Raw genomic sequence first — 20,784 nt, forward strand, 5'->3', positions numbered from 1 at the left:
CGGACGTAGCGGGGCGTACGCCGCTCACCTGCGATGTCAGCCGAAAATGCCGTACTGCTTGAAATCGGTACCGACTGACTTCCTTGTGGCGAAGATCTCGCTGATCCGTATCCGGCAAAGGGCCGCCCCCCGTCCGCTTCTGAACGGGGGGCGGCCCTTACGCCCCTGAGTGGCGCGGGGAACTGCGCGACCGGCCACGACGAAGCCGCGGCCGGCGTACAGCCAACCTCGACGGTGCTCAGTCGCCGTTGCCCGGCGTCGGCGTCGTCTTCTGGATCTGCATCAGGAACTCGACGTTCGACTTGGTCTGCTTCATCTTGTCGAGGAGCAGCTCGATCGCCTGCTGCTGGTCGAGCGCGTGCAGGACCCGGCGCAGCTTCCAGACGACGGAGAGCTCCTCGTTGCCGAGCAGGATCTCTTCCTTACGGGTGCCGGACGCGTCGACGTCCACCGCCGGGAAGATGCGCTTGTCGGCGAGCTTCCGGTCGAGCTTGAGCTCCATGTTGCCGGTGCCCTTGAACTCCTCGAAGATCACCTCGTCCATGCGGGACCCGGTGTCCACCAGGGCGGTGGCGAGGATGGTCAGCGAGCCGCCGTCCTCGATGTTCCGCGCCGCACCGAAGAAGCGCTTCGGCGGGTACAGCGCCGTCGAGTCGACACCACCGGACAGGATGCGGCCGGAGGCCGGGGCGGCCAGGTTGTACGCACGGCCCAGACGCGTGATCGAGTCGAGCAGCACGACGACGTCGTGGCCCAGCTCCACCAGCCGCTTGGCCCGCTCGATGGCGAGCTCCGCGACCGTGGTGTGGTCCTCGGCCGGGCGGTCGAAGGTCGAGGAGATGACCTCGCCCTTCACCGACCGCTGCATGTCGGTGACCTCTTCCGGACGCTCGTCGACGAGGACGACCATCAGGTGGCACTCGGGGTTGTTGTGCGTGATCGCGTTGGCGATCGCCTGCATGATCATGGTCTTACCGGTCTTCGGCGGGGCCACGATCAGACCGCGCTGACCCTTACCGATCGGCGAGACCAGGTCGATGATGCGGGTGGTGAGCACGCCCGGGTCCGTCTCCAGGCGGAGGCGGTCCTGCGGGTAGAGCGGCGTCAGCTTGTTGAACTCCGGGCGGCCACGGCCGTGTTCGGGGGCCATGCCGTTGACGGAGTCGAGGCGGACCAGCGCGTTGAACTTCTCGCGCCGCTCGCCCTCCTTGGGCTGACGGACCGCGCCGGTGATGTGGTCGCCCTTGCGCAGGCCGTTCTTGCGGACCTGGGCGAGGGAGACGTACACGTCGTTCGGGCCGGGCAGGTAGCCGGACGTGCGGATGAAGGCGTAGTTGTCGAGGATGTCCAGGATGCCCGCGACGGGGATCAGGACGTCGTCCTCGGCGATCTGCGGCTCCTGCACGTCGTCGCGGCCACGACGGCCACGGCGGTCGCGGTAACGCCCGCGACGGCCACGACGGCCGCCCTCGAAGTCGTCGTCGTCCTGCTGGCCGCGGTCCTGGCGGCCGCCGCCCTGCTGGTTCTGCTGCTGGCCGCGCTGGCCGCCCTGCTGGTCGTCACCCTTGTTGCCCCGGCGGTCGCGGTCGCGGTCGCGGCCGCGGTCCCGGTCACGGTCGCGGCGGTCACGGCGGCGGCCCTCGCCTCCGTCGCCGGAGTCGGACTTGGCGTCGCTGTTCTGGGACTGCTGCTGCGACTGCTGCTGGGCAGACCCCTCGCCCTTGGACTCGTTCTTCGCCTCGGCGGCGACCGTCTCGGGAGCGGAGGCCGGAGCCCCGGCGTCGGCGGTGGCCCGGCGACGGCGGCGCTCGGAAGGCGCGTCGTCTCCCCCACGCTCGGCTTCTCCCCCACGCTCGGCTGCGCTCGCGCGGGAGGTACCCCCATCGCGGGAGGGGCCCCCGGCGGGCTGGCCGGGAATCTCGATCTGCTGCTGGGCCGCGGCCTTGTCGGCCTTCTCGGCGGGGGCCTCGGAGGCCTGCTTCGCGTCCGCCTTCTTGTCGGCCTTCTCCGCGTTGTCGCCCGTACGGGCCCGGGAGGTGGCGCGGCGCTTCGGCTTGGCCTCGGCGGGGGCGTCGGCCTTCGCGGCCGGAGCGGCGCCGCCGGACGCCTGCGCCTCCTTGATGACCTCGATCAGCTGGCTCTTGCGCATACGCGCGGTGCCCCTGATGCCCAGGCCCGATGCGACCTGCTGCAGCTCGGCCAGCACCATGCCCTCGAGGCCGGTACCACGGCGCCGCCGGGAGCCGGCACCGGTGGCAGGCGCGGAGGCGTCCGTGGCGGGCGCGGCAGCGGTCTCCTCGACACGTGCGCCCATCAGATCGGTGGTGTCGCTCACGAAGGGTCCTTCCCTGGAGCGGACGTCGGCCTGTCTGGCTCGGCGACCGGTTGTGCTGTCCGACTTCGGTCCGTGTGGTGTGAACCGTGCCGGGGCGGTGGTCCGCCTAAGCGGCGGAGGAATCTGGTGATGGCGCTTCCTTGTGCCGTGGCACCCAGTGTCAGTGTCACGCGGCGTGGTCGCACCGGTTCCGGAGCGTGCCCTGCGCCCCGCTCAGTGTCCGTGTACGGCGTACGGTCCGACGTACAGAACACAGTGCGGCTTGGGGAGCTCCCGGAAGAATGTCTGTCCCGGACGGGGACACGAGGCACCTCGCCATGGTGGGGTCGGGTGCAGACTTGAGGTTAACACTACCGGATCCAACAAACATTCCCCCTCTCCAAATCCGGCAACCGTGTGCTTTCAGAAGTCACTGGGGGTCGAGAGCGGCAGCACGCTCGCGCCCTGCTGGTCGAGGAGCAGCCGGTTCGCCGCCCAGCCCGTGCCCGCCAGGGCCTCGACCTTGTCGGCGGTGCCCGCGTCGGCCAGCGCCATGACCGTCGGCCCGGCACCGGAGATGACCGCGGGGACGCCCTCGGAGCGCAGCCGCTCCACGAGCGCCGCGCTCTCGGGCATGGCCGGGGCGCGGTACTCCTGGTGCAGGCGGTCCTCGGTGGCGGGCAGCAGCAGCTCGGGGCGACGGGTCAGGGCCTCGACGAGCAGGGCGGCCCGGCCGGCGTTGGCGGCAGCGTCGACGTGCGGGACGGTGCGCGGGAGCAGACCGCGCGCCGTCTCGGTCAGTACCGGCTTTCCGGGGACGAAAACCACCGGAACGATGGAATCGGCGGGGTCCATCCTGATCGCGCGGGCCGCGCCACCCTCCATCCAGGACAGGGTGAAGCCACCCAGCAGACACGCCGCGACGTTGTCCGGGTGGCCCTCGATCTCCGTCGCCAGCTCGAGCAGCGCGGTGTCGTCGAGCTTGGCCTCGGCGCCTATGGTCACGGCGCGGGCGGCGACGATCCCGGCACAGATGGCGGCCGAGGAGGAGCCGAGGCCCCGGCCGTGCGGAATGCGGTTGGCGCAGACGATCTCCAGCCCGCGGGGCTGTCCGCCCAGCAGGTCGAAGGCGGTGCGCAGGGAACGGACGAGGAGGTGCTGCTCGTCGCGCGGGAGGGTCTCGCTGCCCTCTCCCGCGATGTCGATGTGCAGCCCGGAGTCGGCCACCCGGACGACCACGTCGTCGTACAAGCCCAGCGCGAGGCCGAGGGCGTCGAAGCCCGGGCCGAGGTTGGCGCTGGTGGCGGGGACGCGCACCCGGACGGCGGCGGCGCGGAACGCTGGACCGGCCATCGCTCGATGACTCTCCTTGAGCTGCGTGATTGTCGAATGACGTGGGACGGACATTCGATGGTGTACGAGAACCCTGGGGGCCGCTGCCGGCCGGGGCGGCCGGCCGCTGTACCGGCCGTGGAGACGACGCGGCGCCGAGCCCTGTGCTGAGGCATATGCGGCGGGCGGGTTCAGTACAGCCTATCGAAGGAAGGTTCTGTGGCGACATAGGGCGCACAGGAGGCGCACGATGCGTGTCGTAAGCCCCCTGTGCACCCCCCGTAGGGAAGCCCCTCGGGCAAGCGCCGTCTTGCGCCGGACCGTGCCGGACACTGCACCGGCGCTCGGTGTGTCGGCGCACGTCAGGCCGGTCCGAGGGCGCCCCTCAGACGAGGCCCAGGCGCTCCGCCGCGGTGGCCGCGTCGACGGGGACGGTGACCGGCTGCGGGGCTCCGGCGACGGCCCAGTCGGGGTCCTTCAGACCGTTGCCCGTGACGGTGCACACGATCCGCTGCCCCGGGTCGACCTTGCCCTGCTCGGCGGCCTTCAGCAGACCGGCGACGGACGCGGCGGACGCGGGCTCGACGAAGACGCCCTCCTGCGAGGCCAACAGCCGGTAGGCGCGCAGAATCTCACGGTCCGTCACCTCGTCGATGAAACCGCCCGATTCGTCCCGCGCCGCAAGCGCGTACTGCCACGAGGCCGGGTTGCCGATGCGGATGGCGGTGGCGATGGTCGACGGGTCCTTGACGATCTCGCCCCGCACGATCGGCGCGCTGCCGGACGCCTGGAAGCCCCACATCCGGGGGGTCCGGGAGGCGACGCCGTCGGCGGCGTACTCCCTGTAGCCCTTCCAATAGGCCGTGATGTTGCCCGCGTTGCCGACCGGCAGCACATGGATGTCGGGCGCGTCGCCGAGCATGTCCACGATCTCGAAGGCGGCCGTCTTCTGGCCCTCGATACGTACCGGGTTGACCGAATTGACCAGCGCCACGGGGTAGTTGTCGCTCAGGCCGCGCGCGAGCGTGAGGCAGTCGTCGAAGTTGCCGTCGACCTGGAGGATCTTCGCGCCGTGCACGAGGGCCTGACCCATCTTGCCGAGCGCGATCTTGCCCGTCGGCACCAGCACGGCGCAGACCATCCCGGCCCGCACGGCGTACGCGGCGGCGCTCGCCGACGTGTTGCCGGTGGAGGCGCAGATGACGGCCTTCGCGCCCTCCTCCTTGGCCCGGGTGATGGCCATGGTCATGCCGCGGTCCTTGAAGGAACCGGTCGGGTTCGCGCCCTCCACCTTGAGGTGGACCTCGCAGCCCGTGCGCTCGGAGAGCACCTGCGCGGGCACGAGGGGCGTGCCGCCCTCGCGGAGCGTCACGACCGGCGTGGTGTCGGAGACGGGCAGCCGGTCCCGGTACTCCTCGATGATTCCGCGCCACTGGTGGGTCATTGCTGGTTACTCTCCTTCAACCCGCATGATGCTGGCGACACCACGCACGGTGTCGAGCTTGCGCAACGCCTCGACGGTCCCGGTGAGGGCCGCGTCGGACGCACGGTGCGTGACGACGACGAGGGAGGCCTCGCCGTCCTTCCCCGACTGGCGAACCGTATCGATCGAGACTCCGTGCTCGGCGAAGACGGTCGCGACCTGGGCGAGGACACCCGGTTTGTCGGCCACGTCGAGGCTGATGTGGTACCGCGTGACCACGTCGCCCATCGGCGACACCGGCAGGGCGGCGTATGCGGACTCTCCCGGTCCGGTCGCGCCGCCGATCCGGTTGCGGCAGACGGCGACGAGGTCGCCGAGCACGGCGGACGCCGTCGGGGAACCGCCCGCTCCGGGCCCGTAGAACATGAGCTGCCCCGCGGCGTCGGACTCGACGAACACGGCGTTGTAGGCGCCGCGCACGGAGGCCAGCGGGTGGCTCAGCGGAATCATGGCCGGGTGCACGCGCGCGGTGACGGACGCGCCGTCCGCGGCCCGCTCGCAGATGGCGAGCAGCTTGATGGTGCAGCCCATCTCCTTGGCGGAGGCGAAGTCGGCCGCGGTGACCTCGGTCATGCCCTCGCGGTAGACGTCGTCGAGGCGCACGCGCGTGTGGAAGGCGATGCCGGCGAGGATGGCGGCCTTGGCGGCGGCGTCGAAGCCCTCGACGTCGGCCGTCGGATCGGCCTCCGCGTACCCGAGCGCGGTGGCCTCGTCGAGCGCCTCCTGGTAGCCCGCGCCGGTCGAGTCCATCTTGTCGAGGATGAAGTTGGTGGTGCCGTTGACGATGCCCATCACCCGGTTGATCTTGTCGCCGGCGAGGGACTCGCGCAGCGGCCGGATCAGCGGGATGGCACCGGCGACGGCGGCCTCGTAGTAGAGGTCCTTGTCGTGCTCGTCGGCGGCGGCGTGCAGGGCCGCCCCGTCCTGGGCGAGCAGCGCCTTGTTGGCGGAGACGACGGACGCGCCGTGCTCGAAGGCGGTGGTGATGAGGGTCCGCGCGGGCTCGATCCCGCCGATCACCTCGACGACGACGTCGATGTCGCCGCGTTTGACGAGGGCGGTGGCGTCGGTGGTGACGAGCTCGGGGGCGATGCCCTCGCGCACCCTGTCGGGCCGCCGTACGGCCACGCCCGCGAGCTCCACCGGGGCACCGATGCGGGCCGCGAGGTCGTCGGCGTGCGTCGTCATGATGCGCGCCACCTCTGAGCCGACCACTCCACAGCCCAGCAGCGCCACCTTCAGCGGACGCGTACGCATCATCCGACCTCGTTTCCTCATACCGTCTACGGTTGCACCAGTCTCACTCACCGGACGGGAGTTTCTGCCCTTCGTCCGGATCGTGAGACATCTATTTCATTTGTACCGGGGTGGCAGACAGGAGATCTTCCACCCCGGGTCCCGGTTCGGCTCAGCCGACGTCGAGACGCAGCAGGTCCTCCTCGGTCTCCCGGCGGACGATCACCCGGGCCTCGCCGCCCTGCACGGCGACGACCGGCGGCCGCAGCACGTGGTTGTAGTTGCTGGCCATCGACCGGCAGTAGGCGCCCGTGGCCGGCACGGCGACGAGGTCACCCGGTGCCAGATCGGCCGGCAGGAACGCGTCCTTCACCACGATGTCCCCGCTCTCGCAGTGCTTGCCGACGACACGGGCGAGCATCGGCGCGGCGTCGGAGGTGCGGGAGACCAGCGCGACGCTGTACTCGGCGTCGTACAGCGCGGTACGGATGTTGTCCGACATGCCGCCGTCGACGGAGACGTACGTGCGCAGCCCGTCGAGCGGCTTGATGGTGCCGACCTCGTAGAGCGTGAAGGCGGTCGGCCCGACGATGGCGCGCCCCGGCTCGACGGAGATGCGCGGCGTGCGCAGCTTCGCGGCCTCGCACTCCCGGCTGACGATCTCACTGAGCGCCTTGGAGATCTCGTGCGGCTCACGGGGGTCGTCGTCACTGGTGTACGCGATGCCGAGCCCACCGCCGAGGTCGATCTCGGGCAGTTCGACGCCGTGCTCGTCACGGACGTCCTTGAGCAGCGAGACGACCCGGTGGGCGGCGACCTCGAAGCCGGACATGTCGAAGATCTGCGAGCCGATGTGGCTGTGGATGCCGACGAGCTCCAGCCCGTCGAGCTTCAGCGCACGCCGTACGGCCTCGGCGGCCTGCCCGCCGGCCAGCGGGATGCCGAACTTCTGGTCCTCGTGGGCCGTGGCGATGAACTCGTGCGTGTGGGCCTCGACGCCGACGGTGATCCGGATGAGCACCTTCTGCCGCTTCCCCAGGCCCTGCGCGATGTGGGCGACGCGCACGATCTCCTGGAAGGAGTCGAGCACGATGTGCCCCACACCGGCCTCGACGGCCCGGGTGATCTCGTCGACGGACTTGTTGTTGCCGTGGAAGGCGATGCGCTCCGCGGGCATGCCCGCGGAGAGGGCGGTCGCCAGCTCGCCGCCGGAGCAGACGTCGACGTTCAGCCCCTCCTCGTGCAGCCAGCGCACGACTGCACGGGACAGGAACGCCTTGCCGGCGTAGTAGACGTCGGCGTCGGACCCGAAGGCGGTGCGCCACGCACGCGCCCGGGCCCGGAAGTCGGCCTCGTCGAGGACGTAGGCGGGGGTACCGAACTCCTCGGCGAGCCGGGTGACGGGAATCCCGCCGACGGTGACGACACCGTCCGCGTCACGCGTCACTGTCTGCGCCCAGACCTTCGGGTCGAGGGCGTTGAGGTCGGCGGGCGGGGCGGAGTAGTGGCCCTCGGGGAGGACATCGGCGTGACGGGGCCCGGCGGGGTGTGCGGAACGGCTCATGTCGTGTGTCTCTTCTTGGCTCTCAGAGGTGTTCAGGTGCGTCGATGCCGAGCAGGGACAGGCCGCCGGCCAGCACCGTCCCGGCGGCTTCGGCGAGAGCGAGCCGGGCACGGTGGGCGGCCGAGGGTTTCTCCTCGCCGAGGGGCAGCACGGCGGGGAGCACGGGCAGCGTGGCGTCGGCGACGGTGACGAGGTGCCGTGCGAGGCGGTCGGGGGTGTGGTGCGTCGCGCTGGCGGCGAGGAGGCGGGGGTGGTCGCCGAGCGCGGCGAGCAGCGGTGCCGTGTCGCTCGCGTGCACGGGGCCGGGCTCGGGTGCGAAGCCCAGGTCGGCCGCGTTGCGCAGGAGGGCCCGGGTGCGGGCGTGGGCGTAGCGGACGCGGAAGAGGGGGTTGGTCTCCCGCTGGACCAGATGATCGCCGGTGATGCGGGGCCGGTCGTGGGCGGCGGGGTGGAGCAGGGCCCAGCGGGCGGCGTCACGGCCCAGGGGGAGGGGGTCGGCGGGGGCCGGGACAGGGTGGACGGTGACGTCGATGTCGGGGAGGGGGTAGAGGCCCCGTGAGTCGACGGTGCTGGTCCCGAGGTGGGTCTCCCATTCCGGGGCGGGACGGCCGTCGCAGGTGACGCGGACGGAGTCACCCTGGCTGCGCAGCACACGGGCCACGGCGTCCGCGACCACGACGGCACGCACCTCCGCCGGACACCGGAGCCGGACGGCGGTCCCGCTGAACCCGGTCGTCGCATGGCCGTACCGCCGCCCACGCCGCAGGATCTCCTCGACGAGGCAGGCGGAGACGGTGCTCTGCAGACTGACGTTGAGAAATCCGGGCCCGGTGACGACGACATCGGTGAAGCGGCGCTCGTCAAGGAGCCGCGCCCGCAGGATCTCGGCCACGCGCCGCGACTGCTGCCCTGCCGCGCCGGCCAGCTGGAGCGCGATGTTGGTGGCGTAGTCGCCACACCCCCCGGGCCCCGGCGGAGTGACCACGACCCGCTCCGGCACGGTCACGCTGAGCTCACCCGCGTCGACAGCGCGACGCACGGCGTGCAGCACGGTGCGGGAGAGCTCGGCGGGGGTCACGGGGACAAGCGTATGGGAGGAGGGGGGTGGGTATGCGAGCCGGTTTGGGTGGGGGTCCGGGATGTGGACGGGGTGGTGCCCGGGGAGGCCGGTGGGGGGAGGGCGTGCCGATGGCCGGGGGGAGGGCGTGCCGATGGCCGGGGGGAGGGCGTGCCGGTGGGCGCGCGGCTACCGGTCGACTTCGGCACGGCCGACTGATCGACCGCCGAGCTCGGGCTGCACGGCTAGGGCAGGACTGCGGCGCGTCCATGGCGCAGGCCTACGGCTCATTCATGGCAGGCCTAGGGCACGTCTGCATCACGTCTGGGGCATTCCCAGGGCATGTCTACGGCACGGCCGGCTGATCGACTGTCGGCGTCTGGGCACCGTCGCCGTCGGCGCCGGAACCACCGCACTGCCGTGCCCCACGCCGCTCCCGCTCGATCAACTCCCTGACCATCCCGACGAGTTCGGCCGGCTCGAACGGCTTGGGGAGGAAGGCGTCGATGCCCACTTCGAGCCCGGACTCGACCTCGTGCTGGCTGCACGCGCTGACGATGGCGAGGGGCACGTCACGGGTGCGCGGGTCGGCCCGCAGCCGCGCGGCGGTCCGGAGCCCGTCCAGCCGGGGCATCACCACATCGAGGGTCACCACATCGGGCCGCACCTGATGGACGACATCAAGACACTCGGCACCATCGGCCGCGGTCACGACCTCCAGCCCCTCCAGCTCGAGGTTGACCCTGATCAACTGCCGGATGACCTTGTTGTCGTCCACAACAAGCACCCGACCCGACGCGCCTGGCACAACTCGAGAGTAGGTCGGCCCCGGCCACCGCGTCCGGGTTTTCCCCACTTCCACCCCGCACGGGCGACCCACACACCCGCCCTCGACAGCGGAAACCCGTTCATGACCACCCCGAGGGAGCTGGTAGTGTTCTACCCGTCGCCGCGAGCAACGCGACCGACACGCCCCCGTAGCTCAGGGGATAGAGCAACGGCCTCCGGAGCCGTGTGCGCAGGTTCGAATCCTGCCGGGGGCACTCGCCGAGGATCAGCAGAAATCAGGCGCTGACCAGGGCGGATGCCGACACGAGAGAGCGGGACCCAGTCTCACTGGGTCCCGCTCTTTGTCATTGTTGCGCACTGATCGCGATAGACCTGCGATAGAGTCGATCAAGGCTCCCGATCACCCCTGCTGACGGCACGGAGCTGTCGCGGCCGTGCGGGCCACTTTCAGAACCCCTCAGTGATGCCGAGAACGGCAAACGCATCGCTTGGCTGGCCGCTCCACAAATTAACCCTTGTGGAATATCCACAGTGATTTGATACTGGATCGGTGCATGCACTGCGGAGAACGAACAGCGCGCGACGCCGAAGGTTCGGCGCAGTCGCCGCCTTGTCCGCCCCTGCACTCATAGCATGCGGGTCCTCCCGCCCTGACCGTGGGAGCGGACCGCGGAGAGCGTTTGATGCTATCGACGATGAGTTGGCCCGACTGACACGCAAAAGACCAAAGCGCTTCAGTGACATAAAGTCAGCCATCGACACACTCTCGTACAATGGGTTCCCCACCTCGCAAGTTGTCCTCAGCGTTGGCTCATGGGACTGGGTGGGCGAGCCCTCTGCACAAGCTCAGACTTCGACACACGAAGTATGGGATCTCCTCAGCGTTGACTGGTGGAACTGGATGGGTGAGCCCTCTACCCAGGCTCAGCCATCAGCACCGGAGACGCGCACTTTTCCCCGCGAACGTCTAGCGAGTGCGGCACCTCTGCAAGTCACCTGCTGCTTCAACTGCATCGCAAAGCAGCTGCGGGCTGTGCTACCTGCTCGAAAGATCGGCTCTCCCATACGTCGCTGTGCAGGCGGAATTCCCGCGACGGACGGGGGCGTCCGTCGCCAGCAGGGATGAGGGATCCTTAGCGCCTACTGCTCTATCAACGGCTTCCTATCCCGCCCTGGCATCAGGGAAAGGTAAGCCGTTATGCGTCGTAGTGGCAGGCACAGGCTTCTTGACACAACCAGTGAGAATCAAAGGACGAACTGGCTGAAAGCCTCAGTAGTGCAGGGTCTTGTCAGGGCAGCTGTGGGCTGGCTCCTAGAGCACTGGCACGAACTCTTCTAAGGGAAGGTGCGCAGCACACCGCACGTCAGGGAGGATCCCCGGTAATGAGCCGGGGATCCTCCCACGTGTCGAGATGGGCGCTTAGTAAGCCAGCCACAGACTCACCGGGCGTGGCAGATCGAGAGTTCGCTTCCTGGTCGATCAAATGACGAATAAGTCGCCCTGGGGCCAGGCAAGTTCCCTCTCGATCTTCTGGTTCATGAGTGATTCTTGGCCGTAAATGCATCCTTCGTAGACACGGTGGATCACCTCAGGCGAGTTACCCACCCGACGGGCCACCTCGGCCACGGGCACGCCGGCGTTCAGCCACGTCGTGATGCAGGTGTGCCGCAGGTCGTACGGCCGTCCCCCGAGGATGGAGGCCTGAAGGTCCGGCGGGAGCGCGTACTCCCGAGCGTCCCGCCAGACACGCCAATAGGTGCTGCTGCCCACGAGACCGCCCCGCTCGTTCGTGAAGAGCCGCCCGTCCTTGGCCGTGCCGAACTCCGTCAGGTGGGCGCGGAGCATGGCCACGAGCGGCGGGGGAATCGGGACCGGCCGGTCTTCCGTGGCTTCCCTCGACTTCAGGCCGCGCTTGTCGTGGCGCTCGCCGCTGTCTGTCCACTGCTTACCCGATACGGGGTGCGTATCGCGCAGTGTCAGAACGCCCCACCCCGTCTCCGGAAGGTAGCAATCACCCTTCCTGAGCCCCACCGCCTCACTCGGGCGGAGCCCCGCGAAATACATCACCGCGTAGAAGCACACCAGCCGTCGGCCCTTCTTGCGGTCCCATGTCCCTACGTAGGAGACCCCGGCGAGGAGTTGAGCAGCCTGCGTCTTGTTCACGAGAACACGGGGGTCCACACGATCCGATGAGGAACTCTTCACCTTCTTGATGACGGTGAGCGGATTCTCCGTAAGAAGCTTGCGTTCGATGGCGTATTCAACCGCCGTGTTGAGCGCGCGCCGACGTCGACGGGAGGTCTCCCCTGCCGCAGGGGTGCCGTCCAGCTTGAAGGAGATCCGATACTGAACATCGCGAAGAATCTTCGGGTCTTCCAGCGAGGAGACGAAAAGCGATTTCTTGGAGATCCACCCGTAAGCGTCTTCCAGCGCCTCCGGGGGGTTAAGTTCGGAGTTTTTCGGTATGACCGCCCAACGGAAGGCGAGACGTAGCTCTTTCGGTGACGGCATTTTCTGTTCCTGCTCCACCAGAGCCAGCGTCACAGCGGCGAGCCCGTCCGCTATTCCCTCACGGGTCTTGGCAGCAGCGGTTGGCCACCGCATCGCCATGTACTCGCGGCAGAACGCGAACCAGGACAGTTCCTCACGGACTTGCTCCGCAGCAGCCTCAGCCCGTACCTCGGATTCAGGCAGCCCGTCGGCGATGCGGAATGCCTCGCCGCGGCGCATTGCCTGCCACAGCTCAGATCTACGGCTCTCTGCAAGAGCCACTGTGGCGAAGGTGGCGCTACTGACCTTACCTCCAACCTTCCAACGGAGTTGATGCGGGCGGGTCTTGCTCTGCGCCTTGGTCACTTTCCACAGGCGGACGTCGAGCGAAAACCCGGCCGGGGCCGAGCGGTTGTTCTGCTCGGCCCCGTTGATGGTGCTCTTCGTCACGCGCTCTCCTCCAGCGTCTGGAGCCACCGGCTCAGTTCGGACCGGCGGATTCGCACTGCGCCGTTCGGGAGTTTGATGGACTTCGGGCCCTTCTTGTACTGCCGCCAGCGGTAGAACGTCGCTCGCGGTACGCCTATCTCTTCGATCACCTCGGGGATGGTCAACATTTCGTCGCGGGGTGCCATGACTCCTCCTTGGGCGAGAGGTCAAGAGGAATGGGCAAGAGCCAGGTGCGCCCTCCCGTGCGTGGGAGCGGAAGGTGCGGCAGGGAAAGCGGCTTTAGCCGTGTTGGAGCCGCAATGCTGTGGGTCGCGGACCATCGCGGACCACCCTGTTTGACCTGCGGGTTTGTGTGGGGTGGTGTGCGGACCATCGCGGACCACCCTCGAAGGGCTGGTCCGCGATGGTCCGCGATGACGGGTCGGCAAATACGCAGGTCAGCGGGGGTGGTCCGCGATGGTCCGCGACCCGGCGGATTGTCGGCGCTACCTCAGTCGGCGTTGCCTGGTGAGGGGCGCAGGGTGATGCCGGTGTAGGTCCGCACCCGGCTGCCGCCGTCTCGGGGTCGGGTGAGGGTGAGTTGGGGGATCGCGGAGAGCAGGTTGCGGCCGAAGATCTGTTTCGTGCCGGGGCGCACGCCGTTGTCTTCGGCCCACTCGCGCCAGACGGCCCACAGGTTGTCCACGGGGATGGTGCAGGCGGGCCCGGTAGTGCAGCGTTCGCGGATGAACGCGGACGTGGGCGACGCGGTGTCCTGCATGGTGGTGACGGCCTCGCGGCTGGCGGCTGGCTCGGTGATCCGGCCCGTGCGCTGGAGACGGGCAAGTCCGTCCAGGGCCCAGTTGAGGATGCCGGGCATCTCAGCGGTGAGCCGGTCGAGGAGGGTGGTGTCTTCCTTGCCGAGCCAGGACACGGTGAGGTTGAGGACGATGAATCGGCGGGCGATGACGCCGGAGGAGTCGCCGAAGTGCGGCAGCTCGTTAGACAGCATCATCAGCCGGGTGGGCAGCTTGCCGGTCCACTGCTCGCGGTACTTGCGGTCGATGTCGATGGTGTCCTCGCCGGAGATGGTCAGCAGCCGTTCGACGACCTGGCTGCTGTCGTTGCCGGACAGGCGGGCGTCGGAGATGACCGCGAGCGGCTTGCCGATCAGGGTGGCCAGTCCGAAGTTGGTGCCGAGTCCGGCGAGGGTAGGGCCGGCGAGGTTGTTCTTGCCGACCAGTTCTTTCATCACGCGGGCGATGGTGCCTTTGCCGGAGCGGGAGGGGCCGACCATGAGCAGGATCTTCTGTTGGTCGGTGCGTCCGGACAGGATGTAGCCGAACCACTCCTGGAGTGTGGCGATGGCGTCTGGGGCGTCCGCCCAGATCTTCGCCAGGAACCGTTCCCACTCCGGCGCGGTGGCGTCCGGGTCGTAAGCGAACGGCACGGAGACGTGGTTGAAGAATCCGGGAGTATGGGGCAGCAGGGTGCGGTCGTGGATGCGCAGCAGCCCGTTGGCGCATGCCACGATCGGGCCCCATGTGGTGGTGTCCGCGCCGCCGCTGTCCAGCCATGCAGGGGCGTCCACGTCGGAGGGCAGCAGGGTGATGGAGCCGAGCGCGTCGAGCAGGTTGCTGATCTTCTGCTTGGTCGGCGCCCAGTCGCGTTCCTCGGTTTGTCCGTCCTTGACGGGCACCAGGTAGACGGCGTGTTCCAGGCGCTCGTACATGGCCTTGCGCACCTGGGCTTCATCGATCTCGCGCCAGTGGGTTCCGGTCCAGCGCATCCACGATGCGCGCCAGCGGCGGCATACCAGGTGTCCGTCTTCGGTCTGCCAGTCCGGCAGGAGCCGGCGGGCGACGGCGAGGGGGTTGGAGGGCGGCGGCAGTTCTTCGGTCTCGGCGGTGGTTGCGTCGGAGTCCTGCGGTGCCTTGTTCATGCGGCGTGCTCCCGGGCGGTGCGGTAGCCGTTGGCGACCGCGCGGCGGGCGTACGGTTCGGGGACGCCGACCAGGACGGCGGCGGCGGTGATCTCCTCGCCGATGGCATCGAGGCCGCACGGCCCGGGGCAGGCGGTGTGCTGGGCGGCGAGGAAGCGGGCGACGCCGAACGCCTGCGATCCGGCGCCGGACTCGGTGTGCGAGCGGATCAGTGCGAGACCGCGTTCCAGCCCGGTTCGGACGTAGCGCTCGGTGTGGCGGCACCCGGTGGCCACCGTGCGGTCCCACGTGGTGTGGGTGAGGGAAGAGGCCACCCCCGCCCGGCGCGGGGTGGCCTCTTCCCTCACCACCAAGGCGCGGACGGCGGACGGCAGCGCGGTCATCCGCCCGGTGCCGTGACCGAGCCAACGGGCGTACTGGCTGAGGGACTTGATGTCAATGCCGGGACGGACAGCGTTGGCGGAGGACATGGCTCCCTGGTAGATCCAGTGCTGTCCGCGCGTGGTCGGCACGGTCCGGGTGGCAGGCAGGTTCTGCCGCGCCCACGCGATGGCGTCCGCGTTGTCGAGGTCCACCACGGTGAGTCCGGCACCACCGGGGTGGTACGCGACGGCCGCAGCCTCCCGCCATGCCGGCGCCCATGCAGGGGAGGCGATGACGCGGGGGTCGGTGGTGGCGGCGGCCCACGCGTGGCACGGCGCCGGGCAGGTGCAGGGGCCCGCGGTCTTCATGGTCGGCCGTCCGCCGCACGCGTTGTCCGCGCAGGCGGGGCAGTTGCCGACAGGTACCTTCCCTTCCCGCAGCGGCAGTACGGGCAGTCGAGCGATGGCGAGGGCGAGGGCTACTCGCCGGACGGGGGCGGGTTGGGTCATGCTGGGACCTCCAACAGGTCTGTTCTGGGCTGGTTGGCAAGGGCGGCCCCGGGTTCTTTGGCGAGATGCTGGGGGCCGCCCTTGGCGTAGCTAGCGGTGCTTGACCCAGCGGGCGTCCCGGTGGGTCGGTTCGGGGGTGGGGTGGGTGTCGGCGGTGACGTACAGGCGCATGCGCTGTCCGTCGCGGGCGGGGTAGCGGCGGAAGCCGCCGACGTGGAAGGCGGCTGCGAGGGTGGCCGCGATCTGGTCGGCGTCGCCAGGCGGGCAGATCACGCGGATCTCGAACACGGGTGGGTCTCCTCCTGGTCAGCTGTGGAAGTGGCTGCGCTTGATGACGGCCTTGCGGATCTTGACCGTGGTCCCGCCCCGGTGGCCGCTCGCGCTGAAGACCTGCACGGCAACCCATCCGCCGAAGATGACGGCGGCGAGGATGACGAGCTGCGTGACCAGGGCGGTCAGGGCGGTGATGAACGCGGTGAGCAGGAACAACCCGCCGCACACGGCGAGGAAGCCGACACCCCCCACGGCGACGTTCACGGCCGCGCGGGAGACGGCCAGCGCGGCGGTGACCGGCTCGGGCTGCGCGGGGGCGACGGCGTAGCCGGTGACGACACGGCCGTCCGGGAGGACGATGCTCGCCACGGACGGGATGCCGCCCGGCTGCGTGGGCGCGAGCGGCGCCGTGGGTGAGGGCACGAGCGGGACAGGGCAGTGGATTTCCGGGGCCGACATGTCGGGTGCGGCCGGGTAGCGGGTGGGCTCGTTCACGTCGTTGTCTCCCGTCACTTGCCGAGCGCGGACAGGGCGTCGGCGGATGCCTGCACGAGGTTGTGGATGGGCTCGTAGGCACCGGTCCCGGCGGTGAAGAAGCCGAACAGGAACAGCACCAGGGCGGCGCCGCCCCCGGCGGACCTGGTCTTGACGGCGAAGGCGGACGCGGCGCCGAACAACAGCACAGCGGAGATGTTCAGGATCATCTGGGGCCTTCCGGGGTCAGTCGGTGGTGCCGGCGCGGTGGATGCGCGCGGCGCGGTTGTAAAGCCAGCGGCCGACGCGGATGCGCTTGCCGGTCGCGCGGCAGCGGCGGCAGTCCTTGCCGCGCTTGAGGCGTCCCTTGCGGTCGGCCTTGAGCGCGTGACCCATTCCGCGGCACTTGCGGCAGTCGCCGAACGGCGAGGCCGCACACAGCCCGCCGTAACCAAGCGTGACGGCCATCAGGCAGGCGATAGCAAGGAGGATGGGGGTCATCAGGGGCCCTCCGGGCGGGTTTCCAGGGGTTTCCGCAGGTGGGGTGCTATCCGCTAGATCGCAGATGGATGCGGGTTTGGGCTGCTAGCGGGGGTGCTACCGGTAGCAGGTGTGGCTGCTACCGGTAGCACCGTTCCGGGCCTATGCTGCGCCCGGCTTCTCGTTACGCTCCGCAATCGCCTTGAGGAGGTCGGCGCGGACGATGCCGCGTCGTGTGGTGCGGGTGCCGTCCTCCGTGGTGCCCGCCACGTCACGGGTCTTGATGCCGTGCGGCTTCAGGGCGGAGGTGACGTTCTCGCCTTTCCACCCGCCGTAGACCTCGGGCCGCAATTCGGCGAGACGGGCGGCGATCCGCTCGTTCCACACCCGCTCTTCCTTCTCCGGCACGACCGCCGCCACGTCGGCGAGCAGGTCGTATGCCGGTCCGGTCACCTGCTCGGGCGCTTCCCCGAGCGCGTAGCCGGACAGCAGTCCCGCCTTCTCGCGGACGGTGCGGGCGCGGGCGGCGACGGCCACCGCGCCGGGGGCGTCGATGAACGTGCCGTAGACGATCCGGGCATCCGCGCCCTCACCCACGAAGTAGTGCAGGCCCTTGTCCCCCCACGAGAACATCGTGGCGCGTACGCCGCGCTTGTAGGAGGAGGTGCCCAGCACCATGTCGTTCTCGGTCTGGCCCATGACCTTCAGGCACCAGCGGGCGCCGGCGTTCGCGCTGATGCCGGTGGGCAGGGACTTGGCGTCGGGCCGCTGGGTGGCCAGCAGCAGCACGATCCCGGTCGCGGGACCACGCTTGACCAGGTCCGTTGCGATCTCCTCGAACTCCTTGCCATGCTCGGGGTGCTCGAACAGCACCTGGCACTCATCCACCCCGATCACGATCGGGTGCAGACCGAGCGAGCGCTTGTCGGCGAGCTGGCTGGTCACCTTCGACTCGGGGCAGATGTCCCGGGGCAGCGAGCGGATCACCTTGGTACGGCGCCGCAGTTCCTCGCGCAGGGCGCGGAAGTCGTTCAGCGCGTACTGGATGGTCTCGTCTTCCTCGCCGACACCGTGGCGGTGGGAGACGGCCTCGCCCACGGGGTCGAGGTCGCCCGTGCCCTTCATGTCGTAGGTGTGCAGCTCAGCGCGGGGGTCGAGGGCGGCGATGAGCAGCAGCAGCCGTAGGAGGAAGGTCTTGCCCATGCGGGGGATCGCGCCGATCACTCCGGCGATGAACATGAGCGTGACCGACACCCAACGTCCGCGCTGGTCGGTGCCATACGGGATGGCCTTGAACAGGTCGACCGTGCCGGACTTCAGCAGCGGCCATGCAGGCTTGGGCGCCGACTTGAGGTCCTGGTCGCCGACCCACAGCACCAGGCGCCCGGTGTGTTCGTCGGAGACGGCCTCCGGCCACACACATCCCAGTGGCCGGCGCAGACCCGAAGCGAGGCGTTCGCGGCGCTCGATCACGTCGGTGACGGTCACGCCGTAGGGCAGGTTGCCCTCCGCACGCCAGCCAGGGCCGTCGCGGGTGATCGGAGCGGTGAACTCGAACCCGTCCCGCCCCTTGGCCTGCGCCTGGTTGATCGCGGGAATCCCGAGCGCCCCGAGCGCCCTCAGGACGATGTCACTGGTGAGCTTGCTGGCCTTGGGGACCTCCACCGCGCGGTGGATGACCGGGGCATCGGCCTTGCGGCCGGTGAAGCCGAGCGCCAGCACCAGGGCACTGACGGACAGGGCTTGCAGCCAGTCGGGGGCGAGGACGTAGATGGCGAGGGCAGCGCCGATGCCGACGAACATGGCCAGCACGGCGACCAGGGTCCGCAGCCGGACGCGGCCGTCACGCTGCCGGGAAAGCTTCAGGTACTCGGCGGCGTCCTCCCGCCGCACGGCGGCGAGCCTGACAGGTTCGCCCTCGCGGTCGGCGACCCACCGCATGGCGCCTCCGACGAACCGGGCCAGTCCGGTAGGGGCCTGCATGGCCAGCCGCGCGGCGTACACGGGGGAACGAAGGGCGTGGTAGGCGGTGGCGTGGGTGTAGTGCCGGGCCACCCACGCGGACGCGGTCTTGAGTTCGGCCACTGAGCGCAGCCACAGCGGGATCACGTCCCGGCGCTTGGCGGCGGCGAGCCGACCGAGGTAGCCGGGACCAGTCACGGTCGGTGCCGACTGGTCGACCATAACGCGGCGGGTCGGGTCGGCCGACTCACCCGACTCGTGTTCGGGTGAGTCGGCCGACTTCCCGTCCCGGGTCGGGGCGTTCGGGTCGGCCGACTGCTCGCGTGCGGACCGGGCCTTGTCGAGGTCGACCACGTCGGCTCCCGAGTCGGGGTCGGTGTCAGCGGCCATCTCGGCTTCCAGCCGGTTGAACAGTTCGTCGTCGTCGGGGTGGTTCACTGAGAGTCCTTCCGCTTTCGGGTGTGAGGGAGAGCGGGCCCGGCCGACGCTGTAGGAGGTGGGCGGCCGGGCCCCGTGCTGTGATGGTCGGTTCGGTAGCGAGCTGGAAGGGGCACAATTCCTGCCCCTAGCTCAGGCGTTCGTTTCAGGCGGCTTGGGCCGCGGTACGGGCGAGGGCGTCGGCGACGCGTTCGCCAATCCACTGGGCGACGTTGCAGGAGACGGCGTTCCCGGCCTGCATGGTCTGCTCGCCCTTGTTGCCGTGGACGATGTAGTCGGCTGGGAAGCGCTGGGCGAGGAGCTGCTCGCGGGGCTGGATCATCCGGTAGTGGCAGTCGTCCAACTCGGGTGCCGGACCGAGCAGGGCGGCGGAGTCCTTCGTGCCGAGGGTGTGCAGCGGTTCGCTGGCCGACTTGCTGGCGGCGTTGCGGTAGGGGATGACCAGCCAGTGATGCCGTCCCTGCCCGGTGACGGTGTCGACCGGAGTGGAGACCGGGCGGGCAGTGGCGTTGCGGCGCAGGGTGACGATGAAGGAGTCATCGGCCTGCGGCGGGGTCAGCAGCGCTTCGAACCCCTTGGGGTTGGCGAGCCGGGTCCGCATCGGCTCTGCCGTGTGCGTCGGCTGCGTGTTCCATGTCCCGCCCGCCGGAACGAGCACCGCATCCCCGATCTTCACGGTGCGGGCGGCGAGCGGGGCGTTGTCGGCGGGGACGGCGCGGCCGTCGTGTCCGCCGTGGTTGACCGTGAGCACCATCCGCTCAGTGCCGAGCAGGCTGAGTCCGGCGCGGATGCGCTTGACCGTGTTCGCCGCGAGCGGCCGCAGTCCGTGCGCGGGGCGGTCGCCGATCCGCACGCCCAGGTTCGTCCAGTCGATGATGGACGCGGCCGGGCGCACGTAGGGCTCCACCACCTGGTGGCGGCAGGCGGTGTTGGGGCAGCGGTAGTCGTACTGCTGCTTGTACTTGCCCACCCTGCGGCCGTTGCGCCAGGTCTGCACCGCGAACACGTCCTCGCCGCACTCGGAGCACCAGGCGGGCGGCCGGGGTGCTAAATCGGGGGCGGGGATGTCGGTGCGGGTGAAGACGATGTAGATCCGGTCCCGCCACTGCGGCGCGGGCAGGTTGTCGGCGCCGCCGACGTGCGCGGAGGACACGGAAACGATCTGGGAGCGGTAGCCAAGCATCTCCATGCCCTTGCGCCACCAGTCGAACAGCTCCCAGTCGACGGCAAACTCCAGCACGTTCTCACACAGCACCGCCTTGTAGCGGTGCACCTCGGTCGCCCGGATCACGTCGTAGGCGGTCGCCCTGGTGCGCTCCCACCCGGCGTCCTCCACCCGGCCGTACTCCTCCAGCTCCAGGGCGAGCTGTCCGTGGGTGCGGCGGCGCCCGCCAGCCGGGGAGATCTCCGTGCAGATCGGCGAGGCCCACAGGATGTCCGTCCTGGGCAGCCGCCGCATGTCGTAGTTGTTGATGTCCGCGCACAGGTGGTCGGCGTCGCGGTGGTTCGCCGCATGGGTCTCCACCGCGCGCTTCCAGTGGTTCGCCGCCAGGCGCAGTTCCAGACCGGCCGCGACCAGGCCCGTGGAGGACCCGCCCGCGCCGCAGAACAGGTCAGTGAACGTCAGGCTCACGCCCGAACTCCCTTC

Annotated in this window: 17 protein-coding genes and 1 tRNA gene; 1 reads left to right on the forward strand and 17 read right to left on the reverse strand. The window is 69.6% G+C overall.

Annotation, left to right across the window (positions count from 1 at the left end; all coding sequences use genetic code 11):
- Positions 1–238: 238 nt before the first annotated feature.
- The 7 genes from rho to ABEA82_RS05375 form a co-directional block, all read right to left on the reverse strand.
- Positions 239–2,335: a transcription termination factor Rho gene (gene rho, locus ABEA82_RS05345; protein WP_345660209.1), complete on the reverse strand. Its 2,097-nt coding sequence runs from the start codon at positions 2,333–2,335 to the stop codon at positions 239–241.
- Positions 2,336–2,737: 402 nt separating this feature from the next.
- Positions 2,738–3,667, reverse strand: coding sequence for a homoserine kinase (thrB, locus tag ABEA82_RS05350; protein WP_345660210.1), 930 nt, complete (start codon positions 3,665–3,667; stop codon positions 2,738–2,740).
- A 364-nt stretch (positions 3,668–4,031) separates the two neighbouring features.
- Positions 4,032–5,090 carry a threonine synthase gene (gene thrC / locus ABEA82_RS05355; protein WP_345660211.1) on the reverse strand — a complete coding sequence of 353 codons (1,059 nt, stop codon included), beginning with the start codon at positions 5,088–5,090 and terminating at the stop codon, positions 4,032–4,034.
- A gap of 6 nt (positions 5,091–5,096) precedes the next feature.
- Positions 5,097–6,389 carry a homoserine dehydrogenase gene (locus ABEA82_RS05360; RefSeq protein ID WP_345660212.1) on the reverse strand — a complete coding sequence of 431 codons (1,293 nt, stop codon included), beginning with the start codon at positions 6,387–6,389 and terminating at the stop codon, positions 5,097–5,099.
- Between the two features lie 148 nt (positions 6,390–6,537).
- On the reverse strand, positions 6,538–7,929 hold the full coding sequence (lysA, locus tag ABEA82_RS05365) for a diaminopimelate decarboxylase (protein ID WP_345660213.1): 1,392 nt from the start codon (positions 7,927–7,929) through the stop codon (positions 6,538–6,540).
- A gap of 22 nt (positions 7,930–7,951) precedes the next feature.
- Positions 7,952–9,007, reverse strand: a complete 1,056-nt coding sequence (gene nrtL / locus ABEA82_RS05370; RefSeq protein ID WP_345660214.1) for an ArgS-related anticodon-binding protein NrtL — start codon at positions 9,005–9,007, stop codon at positions 7,952–7,954.
- A 325-nt stretch (positions 9,008–9,332) separates the two neighbouring features.
- Positions 9,333–9,842 carry a response regulator gene (locus ABEA82_RS05375; protein WP_345660215.1) on the reverse strand — a complete coding sequence of 170 codons (510 nt, stop codon included), beginning with the start codon at positions 9,840–9,842 and terminating at the stop codon, positions 9,333–9,335.
- Between the two features lie 115 nt (positions 9,843–9,957).
- On the opposite strand from ABEA82_RS05375, the gene ABEA82_RS05380 reads away from it, so the two are divergent.
- Positions 9,958–10,029: transfer RNA gene (locus ABEA82_RS05380), tRNA-Arg, on the forward strand.
- Positions 10,030–11,255: 1,226 nt separating this feature from the next.
- Here ABEA82_RS05380 and ABEA82_RS05385 read toward each other — a convergent pair.
- From ABEA82_RS05385 to ABEA82_RS05430, 10 genes are all read right to left on the reverse strand, one after another.
- Positions 11,256–12,716, reverse strand: a complete 1,461-nt coding sequence (locus tag ABEA82_RS05385) for a tyrosine-type recombinase/integrase (RefSeq protein ID WP_345660216.1) — start codon at positions 12,714–12,716, stop codon at positions 11,256–11,258.
- Positions 12,713–12,901, reverse strand: a complete 189-nt coding sequence (locus ABEA82_RS05390; RefSeq protein WP_251094946.1) for a helix-turn-helix transcriptional regulator — start codon at positions 12,899–12,901, stop codon at positions 12,713–12,715. The genes ABEA82_RS05385 and ABEA82_RS05390 overlap by 4 nt, the downstream gene beginning before the upstream one ends.
- A 305-nt stretch (positions 12,902–13,206) precedes the next feature.
- Entirely contained in the window at positions 13,207–14,637 is a 1,431-nt protein-coding gene (locus ABEA82_RS05395) for a DNA primase family protein (RefSeq protein WP_345660217.1), read from the reverse strand.
- Positions 14,634–15,509 (reverse strand): bifunctional DNA primase/polymerase, encoded by an 876-nt coding sequence (locus ABEA82_RS05400; RefSeq protein WP_345660218.1) that lies wholly within the window; start codon positions 15,507–15,509, stop codon positions 14,634–14,636. Before ABEA82_RS05400 ends, ABEA82_RS05395 begins: the two co-directional genes overlap by 4 nt.
- Before the next feature lie 90 nt (positions 15,510–15,599).
- Entirely contained in the window at positions 15,600–15,797 is a 198-nt protein-coding gene (locus tag ABEA82_RS05405; protein WP_345660219.1) for a hypothetical protein, read from the reverse strand.
- Between the two features lie 18 nt (positions 15,798–15,815).
- Complete coding sequence (locus ABEA82_RS05410; RefSeq protein ID WP_425588484.1) at positions 15,816–16,277, reverse strand: hypothetical protein; 462 nt, start codon at positions 16,275–16,277, stop codon at positions 15,816–15,818.
- Positions 16,278–16,291: 14 nt separating this feature from the next.
- Complete coding sequence (locus ABEA82_RS05415; protein WP_345660220.1) at positions 16,292–16,486, reverse strand: hypothetical protein; 195 nt, start codon at positions 16,484–16,486, stop codon at positions 16,292–16,294.
- Positions 16,487–16,502: 16 nt separating this feature from the next.
- Positions 16,503–16,757, reverse strand: a complete 255-nt coding sequence (locus tag ABEA82_RS05420; protein WP_345660221.1) for a hypothetical protein — start codon at positions 16,755–16,757, stop codon at positions 16,503–16,505.
- 141 nt (positions 16,758–16,898) lie between these two features.
- Positions 16,899–19,136 (reverse strand): cell division protein FtsK, encoded by a 2,238-nt coding sequence (locus ABEA82_RS05425; RefSeq protein WP_345660222.1) that lies wholly within the window; start codon positions 19,134–19,136, stop codon positions 16,899–16,901.
- Positions 19,137–19,281: 145 nt separating this feature from the next.
- Complete coding sequence (locus ABEA82_RS05430; RefSeq protein WP_345660223.1) at positions 19,282–20,769, reverse strand: DNA cytosine methyltransferase; 1,488 nt, start codon at positions 20,767–20,769, stop codon at positions 19,282–19,284.
- Between the last annotated feature and the right edge of the window lie 15 nt (positions 20,770–20,784).

It is taken from the genome of Streptomyces venetus, from assembly GCF_039540295.1.
Lineage (GTDB): Bacteria > Actinomycetota > Actinomycetes > Streptomycetales > Streptomycetaceae > Streptomyces > Streptomyces venetus.